The 14,086-nt window shown below is 63.3% G+C and carries 16 protein-coding genes; 1 reads left to right on the forward strand and 15 read right to left on the reverse strand.

What is annotated here, in order from left to right; genetic code table 11:
* Positions 1-30 precede the first annotated feature (30 nt).
* From tilS to ybgC, 8 genes are all read right to left on the reverse strand, one after another.
* Entirely contained in the window at positions 31-1,437 is a 1,407-nt protein-coding gene (gene tilS / locus NKJ75_RS15595; RefSeq protein WP_023834644.1) for a tRNA lysidine(34) synthetase TilS, read from the reverse strand.
* A 51-nt stretch (positions 1,438-1,488) separates the two neighbouring features.
* Positions 1,489-2,571, reverse strand: a complete 1,083-nt coding sequence (ybgF, locus tag NKJ75_RS15600; protein WP_023694601.1) for a tol-pal system protein YbgF — start codon at positions 2,569-2,571, stop codon at positions 1,489-1,491.
* Positions 2,572-2,784: 213 nt separating this feature from the next.
* Positions 2,785-3,291: a peptidoglycan-associated lipoprotein Pal gene (pal, locus tag NKJ75_RS15605; RefSeq protein WP_023684182.1), complete on the reverse strand. Its 507-nt coding sequence runs from the start codon at positions 3,289-3,291 to the stop codon at positions 2,785-2,787.
* 259 nt (positions 3,292-3,550) lie between these two features.
* Positions 3,551-4,855, reverse strand: a complete 1,305-nt coding sequence (gene tolB, locus NKJ75_RS15610; protein ID WP_023673841.1) for a Tol-Pal system beta propeller repeat protein TolB — start codon at positions 4,853-4,855, stop codon at positions 3,551-3,553.
* 38 nt (positions 4,856-4,893) lie between these two features.
* Positions 4,894-6,051 carry a cell envelope integrity protein TolA gene (gene tolA / locus NKJ75_RS15615; RefSeq protein ID WP_023700291.1) on the reverse strand — a complete coding sequence of 386 codons (1,158 nt, stop codon included), beginning with the start codon at positions 6,049-6,051 and terminating at the stop codon, positions 4,894-4,896.
* Between the two features lie 7 nt (positions 6,052-6,058).
* Positions 6,059-6,511 (reverse strand): protein TolR, encoded by a 453-nt coding sequence (gene tolR / locus NKJ75_RS15620; protein ID WP_023673843.1) that lies wholly within the window; start codon positions 6,509-6,511, stop codon positions 6,059-6,061.
* Between the two features lie 9 nt (positions 6,512-6,520).
* On the reverse strand, positions 6,521-7,231 hold the full coding sequence (tolQ, locus tag NKJ75_RS15625) for a protein TolQ (protein WP_023673844.1): 711 nt from the start codon (positions 7,229-7,231) through the stop codon (positions 6,521-6,523).
* A 312-nt stretch (positions 7,232-7,543) separates the two neighbouring features.
* On the reverse strand, positions 7,544-8,014 hold the full coding sequence (ybgC, locus tag NKJ75_RS15630) for a tol-pal system-associated acyl-CoA thioesterase (protein ID WP_352462227.1): 471 nt from the start codon (positions 8,012-8,014) through the stop codon (positions 7,544-7,546).
* Positions 8,015-8,079: 65 nt separating this feature from the next.
* Between ybgC and NKJ75_RS15635 the strand changes: the two genes are divergently transcribed.
* Positions 8,080-9,336 (forward strand): glycoside hydrolase family 5 protein, encoded by a 1,257-nt coding sequence (locus NKJ75_RS15635; protein ID WP_023834643.1) that lies wholly within the window; start codon positions 8,080-8,082, stop codon positions 9,334-9,336.
* 117 nt (positions 9,337-9,453) lie between these two features.
* Here NKJ75_RS15635 and NKJ75_RS15640 read toward each other — a convergent pair whose 3' ends face one another.
* The 7 genes from NKJ75_RS15640 to rcdA form a co-directional block, all read right to left on the reverse strand.
* Positions 9,454-10,377 (reverse strand): metallophosphoesterase, encoded by a 924-nt coding sequence (locus NKJ75_RS15640; RefSeq protein ID WP_023834642.1) that lies wholly within the window; start codon positions 10,375-10,377, stop codon positions 9,454-9,456.
* 133 nt (positions 10,378-10,510) lie between these two features.
* On the reverse strand, positions 10,511-11,548 hold the full coding sequence (ruvB, locus tag NKJ75_RS15645) for a Holliday junction branch migration DNA helicase RuvB (protein WP_023700287.1): 1,038 nt from the start codon (positions 11,546-11,548) through the stop codon (positions 10,511-10,513).
* Positions 11,549-11,591: 43 nt separating this feature from the next.
* The gene (gene ruvA / locus NKJ75_RS15650; RefSeq protein ID WP_023684176.1) at positions 11,592-12,212 is read right to left on the reverse strand and encodes a Holliday junction branch migration protein RuvA; all 621 of its coding nucleotides are present in this window, start codon (positions 12,210-12,212) and stop codon (positions 11,592-11,594) included.
* Positions 12,213-12,239: 27 nt separating this feature from the next.
* Entirely contained in the window at positions 12,240-12,659 is a 420-nt protein-coding gene (locus tag NKJ75_RS15655) for a type II toxin-antitoxin system VapC family toxin (RefSeq protein WP_023834640.1), read from the reverse strand.
* On the reverse strand, positions 12,637-12,906 hold the full coding sequence (locus NKJ75_RS15660; RefSeq protein WP_023737866.1) for an AbrB/MazE/SpoVT family DNA-binding domain-containing protein: 270 nt from the start codon (positions 12,904-12,906) through the stop codon (positions 12,637-12,639). Before NKJ75_RS15660 ends, NKJ75_RS15655 begins: the two co-directional genes overlap by 23 nt.
* 56 nt (positions 12,907-12,962) lie before the next feature.
* Complete coding sequence (gene ruvC / locus NKJ75_RS15665) at positions 12,963-13,472, reverse strand: crossover junction endodeoxyribonuclease RuvC (protein ID WP_352499915.1); 510 nt, start codon at positions 13,470-13,472, stop codon at positions 12,963-12,965.
* Positions 13,473-13,539: 67 nt separating this feature from the next.
* Positions 13,540-14,070, reverse strand: a complete 531-nt coding sequence (rcdA, locus tag NKJ75_RS15670) for a protease adaptor protein RcdA (RefSeq protein ID WP_023688956.1) — start codon at positions 14,068-14,070, stop codon at positions 13,540-13,542.
* Between the last annotated feature and the right edge of the window lie 16 nt (positions 14,071-14,086).

Below are 14,086 nucleotides of genomic sequence, written 5' to 3' on the forward strand. Positions count from 1 at the left end.
CCCCTTGCCAAGCATAACAGCACGTCTGGGTTAAGCTTTCGCGCCATGATCAACCGGCACTGTGGCGGCCAAAGGGCAAGCCGGGACAGGCGGTGCGCCGATCAACTCGGCCACGGCCTGCGCCAACACCAGATCGAAGCACGGCAGAAAACGGGCAAAGGGCGCAACGGCGGGGCTGACGGCGATTGCCGCCGCCGCCGCTACATCCCCTGCAAAACCAAGGCATTCGCCGCCGCGCCATAGCGCCGGTTCCGCAGCCAGGGCGGCGCGCACAAGGCTTGGCGGCGCGCCATCCCCGGCAATCGGCGTTTTGGCGGCGGCAGCAGCGCCAAGCGGCGCGATCAACCATGCACCCGAACTGTCGCCCAATGTGATCGCCCCGGCTTCGATGTCTGGCGTGATCCGCCGGCGACCGTCCCAGAGCAGAGTGCCAGCTATCGGCGCGGAACGCGGCAGGTCGCGCGATTCACGGCGCAGGAAGATGCCGTTTCGCCTGATATCGACGACCGCCCGCGACAATGTGGCGCAAAGCCGACCGGCCCGCATTTGCTCGAACAGCGCTTCGCCGCGCGCCTGGTCCGGCAACAAGGCGGTGCCGCCCGTCGCCGCCAGCAGGACACGCAGCGCATAGACCGCGGCTCGCGTGTCGTCAGCTTCGGCAAGACCGGGATCGAGACGGATGAGACCCCTCGCCGGCCGGCTGGCAAATTCACCGATCAGGGCGGCGGCGCGGCGACCGAGTTGTTCGCGCTCGCCGGCGGCCCGCCTGGCCAGGCCGATCGCTTCGGCAAAACGCTGCCCGCTCCGGTCTTCGCCGAGCACGGCGCGGATGCGCGGGCGTTCGAAATTCGTGTCGATGTTGGTCGGATCCTCCGCCCAGCCGACATGTTCGCGCTGCAGGAAAGCGCGCAACGCCGCGCGCCGTACGCCGAGCAGCGGCCGCGCGATCCAGATCCGCCAGTCATAGAGGGTGGCCGGCGCCATGCCGGCGAGACCTCGGCCTGCAAGCTCTCGCCCGTCATTCCGCGCGGCTCGCATCAGGACGGTCTCGGCCTGGTCGTCGGCGGTGTGGCCGGTCACGATCACACCAATGCCTTGCGCCTGCGCTGCCTCGGCCAGCAACCGGTAGCGCGCCTCGCGCGCCGCCGCGGGCAGGCCGGTCGACGGCTTGGCGCCGGACCAGTTGAGCGTCCGGTGCGCAATGCCGCGCTCCGCACAGAGCTTTGCCATGCTGCGCGCTTCGACTGCTGCTTCCGGACGCAGGCCGTGGTCGATCGTCACCGCCAGCAGCCGGGCTGTCGGGGCGCTACGGTCGAGGTGAGCCTTGAGGAGAAGAAGGAGGGCGGTCGAGTCGCTGCCGCCGGATACGGCCGCAAGCGCGCCGTTGGTAAAGTCGATCTGCGAAAAACTCGAAAGGTCAGGCTCGGTATCGAGCATCAGTGCATGTCGCGTAAAAGTGGTCCCGGTTCTGGGACAACACGGCAAAGACTAGCACGCCGCCAGCGCCCTCTCCTGCTTGACGCGTTCCTTGAGCGCGGCCGAAATATCGGGATAGCGCTTGCCGATCTCGCCGAAGGTGGCGCAGGCGACATCCTTCTGCTTGAGGCCGACCAGCGACACGCCAAGCTTCAGGAGCATGTCAGGCGCCTTCTTGGCCTTCGGATAGTCCTTGCTGGCGGAGAGGAAAACCTCGGCAGCGTCATGATACTTCTGCTGGCCAAGCAGCGATTCGCCAAGCCAGTAATGCGCGTCCGCCGCCTTGGCGTCCTTCGGGAACCGGGCGATGTGGTCGCGAAAACCCTGCTCGGCGGTGCTGTAGTCGCCCGACAGGATGAACTGGTAGGAGTTGCGGTAGATCTCTTCCGGGTTGTTGGTGGCAGGCAGCGCCGCCACCACCGTGCCGTCCGACTTGCCGGTCTTAGCCCCGGCAGCCGGCGCCTCGGCGGCGGGAGCCGCACCTTCCGCCGGCGCCGCTGCCTGCGTGTTGCCGCCGGCGTCGATTACATTGCCGTTCTTGTCGACGGTGATGGTGCCGAAGGTCTTGGGCGGCGTGCCGTTGATCACCTTGCCGGGATCGCCGGTCTGCGATTCGACGATGACCTCGCCGACGCTCTGGCCGCCATCCGGCTGCGCGCCGGCATCGGCCGGCGCCTGGTCTGCCGGGGCCTCGGCGACGCCGGTGCCCGCGCCACCGTCCTGCGGCGCGGCCTCCGATTTCTTCTGGGCCGGCGGCTGCCCGCTGGAGCCGCCTTCCAACTGCTGGAAGCGGAACTCGTTGTCTTCCTGCTGCTTGCGCATCTGCTCCTGCATCTGCAGGATCTGGAAGTTGAGTTCCTCGAGCTTGCCGTTCATCTGCCGGAGCTGATCTTCCAGCCCCGCGGCGGCGGTGCCGTCCTGCTGCTGCGCGATCTGTTGCTGCTCCGGCTTCTCCTTCTTGCCGAAAATGCCGAGCGTCGGCAGATGGAAGGAAAAGCCGCTATCCGCGGGTTGTCCGGTGCCGCTCGCAGAAGCCGCGAAGCCTGATACGAGCAGCAGCGCAAGCGTGCCGCTCAAGACCGATCTGAAATGCATGTGCCTCTCGCCGTGAAAATCGTGAGCCTGTTCGCGCCTTCCGATCAAAGTGGGACCGGCACAACGCCCTCGGCTCTTAGCAGGAGGCGAGACTTCGGCCAAATTTTGTTTCCGGGTTTGTTTCCGAGGCCGAAAGTGAAAAAGGCGGCCACAAGGCCGCCTTTCGCATGGAGGTGTTGCAATTATGCGACTAAGGCGCCGCCGTCTTGCCTATCAGGAGCCGGCGCCGGAGAGCGTGGTGACCGCGCGGCGATTCTGCGACCAGCAGGAGATGTCGTCGCAGACCGCGACCGGACGTTCCTTGCCGTAGGAAATCGTCTTCAATCGGCTCGCCGAAACGCCCCTGGCGACCAGGAAGTCGCGGGTGGCGGCGGCGCGGCGGGCGCCGAGAGCCAGATTGTATTCACGCGTGCCGCGTTCGTCGGCATGGCCTTCGACGACGATGGCGTACTGCTTGTACTGGTTGAGCCACTGCGCCTGGCGCGACAGCGTCGTCTGCGCATCGGCGCGGATCGCGGTCGAGTCCGTGTCGAAGAAGATGCGGTCGCCAATGTTGACGGTGAAGTCCTGCGCCGAGCCCGGCGTTGCCGCACCCGCGCCATTGAGACCGAGATCGGCAGCGTTGTTCGGGGTTTTCTTCGAGGCGCAACCGGTGATGGCGAGCATCGCGATCAGGGCGATCATCGCCGGGTTTCTGGTAAGTGCTGCGATACGGCCCATGCCGCCTCTCCTTCGTATTCGAGTGACTTCGTTGATCACCCAGTAACCACGTTTGGGTTAACCGGCATTCAAGAAACACGGTTAAAATTTGGTTTCAGCCGCCGTCCCCAGCCAAAATGACCTGATGCCACAATGGTCGCGGACCGTAGGCGGAAATGCGGCCAAAACGCGACTTTGGCGTGAAAAAAGCCCCAAAACGGGGCTTTTAAGGTAGTGTTGCCGAGTTGCAACGAAGCGAGCGGGCCAGGCCGAAACTTAGTTACTCCAGCAGCGGCGACCACGCCGGGTCGGAAGCAAAATTCGCGGTCGGGATCGACTGTTCGTTGCGGCCGGTGAGATCGACGGAAACCAGTTTTGGGCCGCCGGCGGAGTCGCGGAAGAACATCAGCACGCGGCCGTTGGGCGCCCAGGTCGGTCCCTCCTGCTGGAAGCCCGAGGAGAGGATGCGCTCGCCCGAACCGTCGGTCTTCATGACGCCGATCTGGAATTCGCCGCCGGTCTGCTTGGTGAAGGCGACGAGGTCGCCGCGCGGCGACCACACCGGCGTCGAATAGACGCCGTCGCCGAACGAGATGCGGGTCTGGCCCGAGCCGTCGGCGCCCATCACATAGATCTGCGCGCGGCCGCCACGGTCGGAAGTGAACACCACCTTGCTGCCGTCGGGCGAATAAGAGGGCGAGGTGTCGATGGCGGTCGAGTTGGTCAGCCGGGTGGTCGAGCGGCTGCGCAGATCCATGGCAAAGATGTTGGAATTGCCGTCGTCGCGCAGCAGGCTCATGATCACCTTCTGGCCGTCGGGCGAAAAGCGCGGCGCAAAGGTCATGCCGGGAAAATTGCCGACCAGTTCGCGCTGCCCGGTCTCGATCTGCAGCAGATAGACCCGCGGCTGACCGCTTTCGTACGACATGTAAGTGATTTCCTGCCGGTTGGGCGAGAAACGCGGCGTCAGCACGATCGAGCGGCCATCGGAGAGATAGCGCACATTGGCGCCGTCCTGGTCCATGATGGCGAGCCGCTTCTTGCGCGCATTCTTGGCGCCGGATTCGTCGATGAAGACGACGCGTGTGTCGAAATAGCCCTTCTCGCCGGTGAGCTTCTCATAGATCGCATCGGCGATGATGTGGGCGACACGGCGTTGATTTGCGTCGTTGGCGAAAAACTGCTCCCCGGCTATCTGCTGGTTGCCAAAAATATCCCATAGTCGGTACTGGGCGCGGATTCGGCCGTCCGCCTCCTTGCTCACGCTGCCGGTGACCAGCGCCTGCGCATTGATCACCTTCCAGTCGTCGAAACGGGGCTGCGCATCCGGATTGGCGATCTTCTCGATGAAGGCGTTCTTGTCTATCGGTGCGAAGAGACCGGAGCGCTTCAGGTCGGCGGTGACGATCTCGGAAATCTGCGCGCCGAGCCCTCCCTGGAAATCTGGGATGGCGATCGGCATCGGTTCGACATTGCCTTTGTTGACGTTGAGCTCGAGGGTTGCTCGAGCAGGCAAGGTGACGACGGCGTTCATGCCCATCGCCATCGCGGCGACCATCAGGAGCGGCTTGAGGATGGATTTCATGTCTTCTCGCTTCTCTTGCTGATTTCTGGGTGCTCAGGCTACAGGCCAAGCATCGCTCTGGGATCGAAGTTGACGCGAACGTCGGACCAAATGTCATGCTTTCCGGCGGGCACCTGCAGGCCGGCGACATCGCATTTCTGCACAGCGCGAACCGCGCTGCTGTCGAATTGGGGGTTGCCGCTGGACTTCTCGACGGTCGGACGGCCCTCCAGCTTGCCGGAGGCATCCAGGCTGAAACGGATCACCACGGTGAAATCCTCAGAACCCTCAAGCCCAACCGGGAGGGTCCAGCAGCCACCGAGTTGTTCTTCCAATGCCCCTTGCTCGGACTTCGACAGCTTCTGGCCTTGATCCTTGTCGCCGCCTAGCGATGCCTGTTGGGTCGAGCGCTTGGCGCCGCCGCCGGATGGCTTCTGCTTGTCGAGCAAAGCCTTGATGTCAGCCTCATTGAACTGCTTGTCATCCGACTTCGGCTTCGACGAGGCTTCCTTGACCGGCTTGTCGGTGTCCTTGCGGTCCGGAGCCTTCGCGCTTTCGGCCTGCGCCGGCTGCGGCTTCGGCCGTGCTTCGGGAGCAGGAGCGGAAGTCGGAAGCTGCGCTTCTTCCAGAGGCTGCTGATCCGATATGGCTTCGGCGACCGCATCGGGCTTCACGCGTGGCTTCGGCTCTATGGCGGCGGTCGTGTCCGGCTGCGGTGTTGGTGCAGGCTCCTTCACCGGGGTCGGCTTCGGTTCAACCTGCTTCACCGGCTCGGGCTTGACCTCTTCCTTCGGCTGCGGCTCCGGCGCCACCTCCGTCGCAGGTGTCGGCTTCGGCGCTTCCTTTGGCTTCGGCGTGTCCTCGGTCTTCGGCTTTTCGGTCGGCGTCGGCGCCGGAGCAGCCGTCGCTGTTTTCTCCACCGGCTTCGGCTTGGGATCGTCCGTCACCGGCTTGTCGGTATCAACGCTGTTCTCGCCGATTTTCTGTGCATCTGGCACGATGTCGGGACGCTTGGTCGGCATCGGCGCCGGCTTTTCGTGCATCACCGCCTTCTTGTCGCCCTGCAGCGTCTGCGCAATGGCTTCCATGGGAACGATGTCGACCGCTATCGACTCGACATCCGTGGACGGCAGCGCGGCCGGCGCCGACAGGGTGAACAGGCCGAAAGCCAGTGCCACCGTATGCAGTATCACCGATGTGGTGAGGCCGGTCTTCATCGTGCGTCTACTGATCCTGTTGCTGCAGTGAAATCAGGCCGATATTCTTGTAGCCGGCGGCCTGGATGAGGGCCATGACCTCCATCGCGGCGCCATAGTTGGTCGCCTTGTCGCCGCGGATGAAGATGCGCTCTTCGTAGCCGGTCTTGGAAATCGCCTGCAGTTTGGCGACCAGCTCTTCCCTTGGGATTTCGGTCTCCTGCAGGAAAATCTTGCCGGCCGCGTCGATCGAAACGGTGATCGGCTGGGTGTCGGCGTTCATAGCCTTGGCCTTCGTCTCCGGCAGGTCGACCGGCACTCCGACCGTCAACATAGGTGCGGCGACCATGAAGATAATCAAGAGCACCAGCATCACGTCGACCATCGGCGTGACGTTGATTTCCGACATCAATGCATGGTGGCGGCCGCGCCGCCTGTGTCCGCGCCCGCCGCGTCCTGCCATGCCAACCGACATACCCATCTTCTTACCTCAGCCCTTAGGCGCTACTTTTTCATCGATTTGGCGCGAGAGTATGGCGGAGAACTCGTCCGAGAACCCTTCCATCCGCACCGCGATCTTGTTCGCGTCGGATGACAGCTTGTTGTAGGCGATAACCGCCGGTATGGCGGCGAGAAGACCGATGGCCGTCGCCAGCAGCGCTTCGGCAATGCCGGGTGCAACAACCGCGAGACTGGTGTTTTTCGAACCGGCAATCGCCTGGAACGAGGTCATGATGCCGATGACGGTGCCGAACAGGCCGATGAAGGGTGCAGCCGAACCGGTGGTGGCGAGAAAGCCGAGACGGCCCTCCAGCTTCTCCATCTCGCGCGTCAACGCCAGGTCCATCGCCTTGTCGATGCGGGTCTGCAGGCCGAGCGGCGATTTGGCCCCCTTCTCGAAGCTCTTCTTCCATTCGCGCATGGCGGCGACGAAGATCGCGCCCATGCCCGTGGTCTTGCGGTCGGCAAGCGTGCGATAGAGTTCTTCCAGCGACTGCCCCGACCAGAACACCTGTTCGAAGCGATTGAGCGACAGACGCATGCGGGCATAGCTGACCAGCTTGTCGACGATGATCGCCCAGGTCCAGACCGAGGCGCAGAGCAGACCGATCATGACCAGCTTGACCACCCAGCTGGCCTGTGTGAACAGCGCCCAAATCGACAATTGCGCTGCCGGATCGGCGAGTGCGGTAGTTTCCATGCTTCAGTCCTTAAGATTTTCCGGGCATCGCTGGCGGCTGGCCCATGGGCGTCCCTTGTGGTCCGTTCGCGCTTGGCTTCCGGATTAACCCCAAAATGCACCGTTGGCGGCCTTTTCAGGGCAAATATTGGTGAAAGGAAGGCGCGCGGATTCTTCCAATCTTCACCGATCTCTTCATGAACCGTTATGGTTAAGGATGGGTTAGGAAATATGGCGCGGCGCATTGCCGCGCCAAGGCACGACGCGGGCCATCCATCCACAATCGAATGCGCTGCCGATTGGCCGCTCGTTGCCGGCCGGCAGGCCTGGATATCAGCTTGCTCCTGGTAGAAAGGCCGCGATCCATTCTTTCGGAAAGCGCTTCGGCCGGCCGTTCTCGCCGATGATCGCCGCCTCGACCTTTGCTTCGACCAGAACCTCTGTCCCGCGTTTCAATTGCTGCGCCATGACGATGCGGGCGCCGGAAATATCCTGCGTTGATGTGTCGATGGTCAGGATGTCGTCCATGCGGGCAGGCGAGCGGAAATCTATCTCCATCCGCCGCACCACCCAGACGATCCGTTCGCCGTGCTTGCCTTCGTGAAGTTCTGTGTGGTGGACGCCGGCCAGCCTGAGATAGTCCGAGCGGCCGCGCTCGAAGAATTCGAGATAGCGCGCGTGGTAGACGACGCCGGAGAAGTCGGTGTCGGCATAGTAGACTCGCGCCATCAGCCGATGGCCGAATTCCGTCAAGGCTCCGGAAAGCCCGGCAGCAAGCTGCGCCGATTCACCATGATCGTCCATCGCGCTTTCCTTTTTGCCCCCGGCGGGGCACCTGTCTTGCCAAAATCACCAGCGCAGCAAACCGGATGGCACTGTTGACGGCGATGATCAAGACCGTGATGGCAGCGCTGCTGGTGCTGGCGGCGTCTGCGCTGCCCGGTCAGGCCGCGAGCTTTTCGATGAAGCGCGGCCTCAACCTCGACCAGTGGACGACCTGGGTCGGGGAAGACAAATGGAACGACCGACAAGCCATCCTGCCCTATCCGGAATGGCGCAAGTTCCTCGACGAGGATGACCTCAAGGCACTGAAGGCCGCCGGCTTCGACTTTCTGCGCATGCCGGTCGATCCCTCGCCGTTTATGTCGGATCAGACACTGGCGCTGCGTGACGACCTTTATGCCAGCGTGCGGGACTCGGCGCGCATGATCAACCGGGCCGGTCTGAAAGTGATCGTCGACATGCACCTGATCCCGGCCGGCGGCGGCCGCGAGATCGGCATGGGCCAGGTGATGGACGATCCCGCAACCTTCGACGCCTATGTCGAGGTCGTCCGCAAAATGGCGCGCACGCTTGCCACTGAGGACCCGGCGCAGGTCGCTTTCGAGCCGATGAACGAGCCTATCGTCGACTGCGACAGCGAGGGCACCAGCCTGTGGCCGGAGCGTCAGCAAAAGCTGTTCGCGGCCGCGCGCGCCTCGGCCACCAGGCTGACGCTGATCCTGACCGGCGCCTGTTATTCCAATGCGGCTTCGCTGGTCAGGATCGACCCAAAGTCGATCCCCGACGACAACATCATCTGGACCTTCCACTCCTACGACCCGTTCCTGCTGACCCATCAGGGCGCGACCTGGGCCGGCGATTTCATCCCTTATGTCACCGGCCTGCCCTATCCGCTGACCGCGGTGCCGCGCGCCGAGCTCGATGCGACGCTGGATGCAATCCGCGCCAAGATAAAAGCCGAGGCGCCATGGACCAGACGGAACGGCCTGCTCGCCTATCTCGATGAACAAGTCGCCAGCATGGACACGGAGGAAAAGCTGCTCGGCGTCATGGATGCGCCGTTCGAAAAGGTCGAGGCCTGGGCGAAGGCCAACGCCATCAAGCCCGAAAACATCACGCTGGGCGAGTTCGGCATGATCCGGCAGGAGTATGGCAACCCCTATGTGATGCCGCCCAAATACCGCGCGGCCTATGTCAAGGACATGATCGCGCGCGCCGAGGCGCATGGCTTCTCATGGTCGGTGTGGAGTTTTGGCGGCGCCTTCGGCATCGTCGACGCTTTCAACGGCGAAAAGGCCGAACCCGCCGTGATGGATGCGATCCGCTCGCTCCATTCGCCCTAGGGCATGTCGATATTCAGGTCAGGCCGAGGGAAAATGAGGGGTTCCGAGAACCGGAACGGAGCGGACTTTGGTCCGTGACTACCGGAAGCGCAGGAACACCTCATTTGCAGGCCGGCATCACCTGAATACCGGCATGCCCAAACCGAGGTCGATCTGCAGGATCTCCGGCCGCATGCCAAAGCGCACCGGCGCGATGCTGAAGCCGAGCCCGCCTGACACGATCAAATTGCGGTCATTCTCGACGACATGGCCATAGGCAAAGCGGTTGCCGAAGCGGGACGGCACCACCGGTGAATAGCCGAACAGCCTGACCTGCCCGCCATGTGTGTGGCCCGACAGCGTCAGCGAAACCCGCCACGGCACTTTCGGGAAAATGTCAGGCTCATGCGCAAGCAGGATGATCGGTGCCTGGTCGGTGATCTTGGCCAGCGTGCCGTCGAGATCGTCGAGGCCTTTAAATTTGTCGCGGCCTGCGGCCTTGTTCGGTAACAGTGCCAGTTGGTCGGCGAGCCCGGCGATCCAGAAGCCGTATCCATTCTTTTCCAGACGCACAGTGTCGTTCTCCAGAACCGAGATGCCGGCTTCCTCCAATGCCTTGCGCGCCACAGTCGGCCCCGCTCCGGCCTGCTGCGCGAAAGGATCGTGCCACCAGTCGTGATTGCCGAGGATCGACAGGACACCAAGCGGCGCCTTCAGTCCTGACAAGGCCGGCGCCCATTCATGGGCCTCCACCCGGTTCGTCACCAGGGACATGCCTGAGATATAGTCGCCGAGCAGTACGATCAGATCGGGCTGCAGCACGTTCGCACCCTCGACGAGCGAAGCGATCCGCTCAGGCGTCATCCAGGGGCGGCAGGCGTGAATATCGGCAAGTGCTACGACGCGCAGCTTCAGACCTGCCGGCCAGTGCGGCGGCGTCAGCCGGTAGCGCTTCACATGGGTCAGCAGCATCGGTTCGATGCCGACCGCATAAGCACTGAGCGAAGCTAGCGAGAGGAACGAACCTCCGGCGAATTTCAGGAACCCGCGTCTGGTGATCACTTTTCTGGCTCCGACCTTGATCGGAGCAGTTCGCGCCGACATTGCGACGCCCGATACAATCGAGGAATGCGCCTTCACGCTGGCAGGTTTGAGGAGATGCTGCACAGAATCCGTTCCGAAGAACAAATGTCCGTTACTCTTCCTGGAACAGGTTGATCTGCTGCTGTGCCAGATCCTTTGGCGCGTCGAGGCCGAGATGGCGCCAGGCGTTGGCGGTCAGCACGCGGCCGCGTGGCGTCCGTTGGATGAAACCCTGCTGGATCAGATAGGGCTCGATAATGTCCTCGATGGCGTCGCGCGGCTCGGACAGGCCGGCGGCGATCGTCTCGATGCCGACCGGGCCACCACCGAAATTGCGCGCGATCATCGAGAGATAGCGGCGGTCGAGCGCGTCGAGGCCGAGCGCGTCGACCTCGAGCCGGGTGAGAGCTTCGTCGGCAATCTGCTTGTCGACGTGGCCGTCGCCGGCGACGGAGGCGAAATCGCGCACGCGGCGCAACAACCGGCCGGCGATGCGCGGCGTGCCGCGGGCTCGGCGCGCAATCTCCAACGCGCCATCGTCGCCGAGCGGCATTTGCAGGATGCGGGCGCCGCGGCGCACGATCTGCTCCAGTTCCTCGACCGAATAGAAATTAAGCCGCACCGGAATGCCGAAGCGATCGCGCAGCGGGTTGGTCAAAAGGCCGAGCCTGGTGGTGGCGGCAACGAGCGTGAAGCGGGCAAGATCGATCTTGACCGAGCGTGCCGCCGGACCTTCGCCGATGATCAGGTCGAGCTGGAAATCCTCCATCGCCGGATAGAGGATTTCCTCGACTGCCGGATTGAGCCGGTGGATCTCGTCGATGAACAGTACATCGCGGTCTTCCAGATTGGTGAGAAGTGCGGCGAGATCGCCGGCCTTGGCGATCACCGGACCGGAGGTCGAGCGGAAATTGACGCCGAGCTCGCGCGCCATGATCTGCGCCAGCGTTGTCTTGCCAAGCCCCGGCGGCCCGACGAACAGCACATGGTCAAGCGCCTCGCTGCGGCCCTTGGCGGCCTCGATGAAGACCTTGAGATTGGCCCGCACCGCGGCCTGGCCGACGAAATCGGCGAGCGTCTGCGGCCGCAAGGTCTGCTCAGCATCCTCGCCGCGCTTTTCCGGGGCAATGAGGCGGGGTGAAAGGCTCATGCGGCCTTCCTCGCACAGGGCAAAGGACCGGACAAGCAATCACTCACCGCGCCAGTTCCTTCAGCCCGAAACGAATGAGCTTCGAGGCATCGGCGTCCTCGCCGGCCGTCTTCAGCGCCGCCGCGACAGCATTGGCTGCGGTGTCGCGCGAATAGCCGAGATTGACCAGCGCCGAGACGGCGTCGGTGATCGGCGCCGGCGCCACGCCTTCCCCGAGTTCCTGCTTCAGGCCGATGGCGCCGGAGGCGGTTCCGGCATAGGCCGGCGCCTTGTTCTTCAATTCGGTGACGATGCGCTCGGCCACCTTCTTGCCGACGCCGGGCGCGCGGCTGACCATGGCGATGTCGCGCAGCGCGATCGCATTGGCGAGGTCGGCCGGCGCCAGCGTCGACAGGATGGCCAGCGCCACCTTGGCGCCGACGCCTTGCACATTGCTCATCAACAGCCGGAACCATTCGCGCTCAAGCACCGATTGGAAACCGTAGAGCCGGATCATGTCCTCGCGCACATAGGTCTCGATGAACAGCACCACCGCCTCGCCGGGCGAAGGCAGCGCGGCCAGCGTGCGCGCCGAGCAATAGGCGACATAACCGACGCCGTGCACATCGACGAGGCAGAAATCCTCGTCGATCTCGTCCAGCGTGCCTTTCAATTTGCCGATCATGCCAGATCTTTCATGGAAGAAGGGCTTTCATGGGTGTGTTTCCGGAGAGATGATGTCGAGCTCCGGGAAATAGCTGCGGTAGCGAGCAGCGTCGCGGGTCAAGAGGCGGTGCCCGGCAACGGTCGCATGGGCGCCAATGAAGAAATCGGGCAAGGTACGCTCCCGCAAGCCGCCCGCCCGGCGGTAGCGCGAATGCGTAACACCGGCAAGAAAAGCCGCGTCCCAAGGCAGAGGCTCGCGACCGATCTCGAGCGTTTCGATTGCCTTTCGAAGCGCCGTCTCCGTCGCGATCAGCGGTGCCAGTTCGGACCAGACAATCGTGTTGACCACCAATGCGCCGTCGCGGCGGCAGGAAACAATCGCCGACGCCGACCATTTTGTATTGGGTCCGGCCGGGCCCCAGACGTCGATGAGGACATTGGTGTCAATCAACGTCGAGATCTTCACGCGGCCCCCTCAACCATTCCATATATTCGTCGGCAGTCATGCCACCCAGATCCAGGGATCCCTCCATCCGGTCAAGCACCTCGCTGAACCTGCGGGCTGCCTCCTCTTCAGACAGATTTTCGGTGACGGCCACAAGACGGGCGCCATCGTCGGTGGCGACAAATTCCACCTCGGAACCAGGCCCGATGCCCAGATGGTCCCTTATCTGCTTGGGTATGGTGACCTGCCCTTTGGTGGTGACACGCATGGTAATACCTCTCAGGTATTACTTACTGCCTTACCGTGAACAAGTCAAGAACGCGCCTAACCGGCCAGCGCCATGCTGTAGGCGACGCTTTGCCGGTGATGCGCGTGACAGATGGCGATAGCCAACGCGTCGGCGGCATGTTCGGTGTCGAAAACGGCTTTCGGCAACAGCACCTTGACCATCATGTGAATCTGCTTCTTGTCGCCATGGCCAACGCCGATCACCGCCTTTTTGACGGCATTGGGGGCATATTCGGCGACGACAAGGCCGGCGCGCGCCGGCACCAGCATGGCTATGCCGCGCGCCTGGCCGAGCTTCAGTGTCGCCACCGCATCCTTGTTGACGAAGGTTTGCTCGACGGCCGCTTCCTGCGGCATGGCCGCATGCAGGATCTCGGCCAGCCCGTCATGCAATTGGCAGAGCCGTGTCGCCAGCGCCGCCTTGTCGTCGGAGCGTACAGTGCCGGAACTGATAAAGCGCAGCGAGTTGCCGAGGCTCTCGACGATGCCCCATCCGGTGCGCCTCAGCCCCGGATCGATACCGATAATGCGAATCGCTTCCCTCATGCGCGAAGTCTACCTCCGGCGCACAGCGATGTCAGGGAAATGTGAACAAACCGGAAACGGGAAGCGTTTAACCTCGAGCGAAAGCCGTATTCAGCAGCGTGATCTGGTCGGAAACCGGATTGGCGCGGCGGCCTGTTACCGGCGTCTCGGCAAACGCGCCGCCATAGATCTCTTCGTCCATGCGGCGCACCAGCGCCTGCAGGCGCAGCGAGCGGGTGACGAGGTCGAGGAAATCCTTCGGCAGTTCGCCCCAGCCGACCGCTTCGTCATGCGCCGAGGCGGTGTCGAGACGCACCTTGGATTTTTCCGACGCGACCTGGTCGCGGGTCATCTCGCCGGAATTTGCCGCCCGCTGCAAAAGCAGCCAGGAGGCGACCTGCATCAGCCTTGTGGTCAGCCGCATCGATTCGGCCGCATAGAGCGTCGCCGCCAATCTGGACAGCTTCTTGGCCTCGGCCCGGCCCTTGCCGTCGAGATATTCCGCTGCTTGCTCAACCAGGCCCATGCCTTCCTGGTAGAGCGGTTTGAAGGATTGGGAGAAAACCCGGCGTTCCGCCAGCTTGATGGTTTTCGCGCTGCCCTTCGAAGGCTCGTTCATCGATACGCCCCTGCAC

Source organism: Mesorhizobium sp. M0058 (assembly GCF_040323095.1).
In the GTDB taxonomy this organism is placed as follows: domain Bacteria; phylum Pseudomonadota; class Alphaproteobacteria; order Rhizobiales; family Rhizobiaceae; genus Mesorhizobium.

Excerpts from the sequence above, each read along its gene's own strand:
- ruvB (WP_023700287.1), bottom strand. The coding sequence starts at position 11,548 with ATGAGCCTTTCACCCCGCCTCATTGCCCCGGAAAAGCGCGGCGAGGAT.
- pal (WP_023684182.1), bottom strand. The coding sequence starts at position 3,291 with ATGGGCCGTATCGCAGCACTTACCAGAAACCCGGCGATGATCGCCCTG.
- NKJ75_RS15635 (WP_023834643.1), top strand. The coding sequence starts at position 8,080 with ATGGCACTGTTGACGGCGATGATCAAGACCGTGATGGCAGCGCTGCTG.
- tolQ (WP_023673844.1), bottom strand. The coding sequence starts at position 7,231 with ATGGAAACTACCGCACTCGCCGATCCGGCAGCGCAATTGTCGATTTGG.
- ruvA (WP_023684176.1), bottom strand. The coding sequence starts at position 12,212 with ATGATCGGCAAATTGAAAGGCACGCTGGACGAGATCGACGAGGATTTC.
- tolR (WP_023673843.1), bottom strand. The coding sequence starts at position 6,511 with ATGGGTATGTCGGTTGGCATGGCAGGACGCGGCGGGCGCGGACACAGG.
- ybgC (WP_352462227.1), bottom strand. The coding sequence starts at position 8,014 with ATGGACGATCATGGTGAATCGGCGCAGCTTGCTGCCGGGCTTTCCGGA.
- tolB (WP_023673841.1), bottom strand. The coding sequence starts at position 4,855 with ATGAAATCCATCCTCAAGCCGCTCCTGATGGTCGCCGCGATGGCGATG.
- ybgF (WP_023694601.1), bottom strand. The coding sequence starts at position 2,571 with ATGCATTTCAGATCGGTCTTGAGCGGCACGCTTGCGCTGCTGCTCGTA.
- NKJ75_RS15660 (WP_023737866.1), bottom strand. The coding sequence starts at position 12,906 with ATGCGTGTCACCACCAAAGGGCAGGTCACCATACCCAAGCAGATAAGG.
- ruvC (WP_352499915.1), bottom strand. The coding sequence starts at position 13,472 with ATGAGGGAAGCGATTCGCATTATCGGTATCGATCCGGGGCTGAGGCGC.
- rcdA (WP_023688956.1), bottom strand. The coding sequence starts at position 14,070 with ATGAACGAGCCTTCGAAGGGCAGCGCGAAAACCATCAAGCTGGCGGAA.
- tolA (WP_023700291.1), bottom strand. The coding sequence starts at position 6,051 with ATGAAGACCGGCCTCACCACATCGGTGATACTGCATACGGTGGCACTG.
- tilS (WP_023834644.1), bottom strand. The coding sequence starts at position 1,437 with ATGCTCGATACCGAGCCTGACCTTTCGAGTTTTTCGCAGATCGACTTT.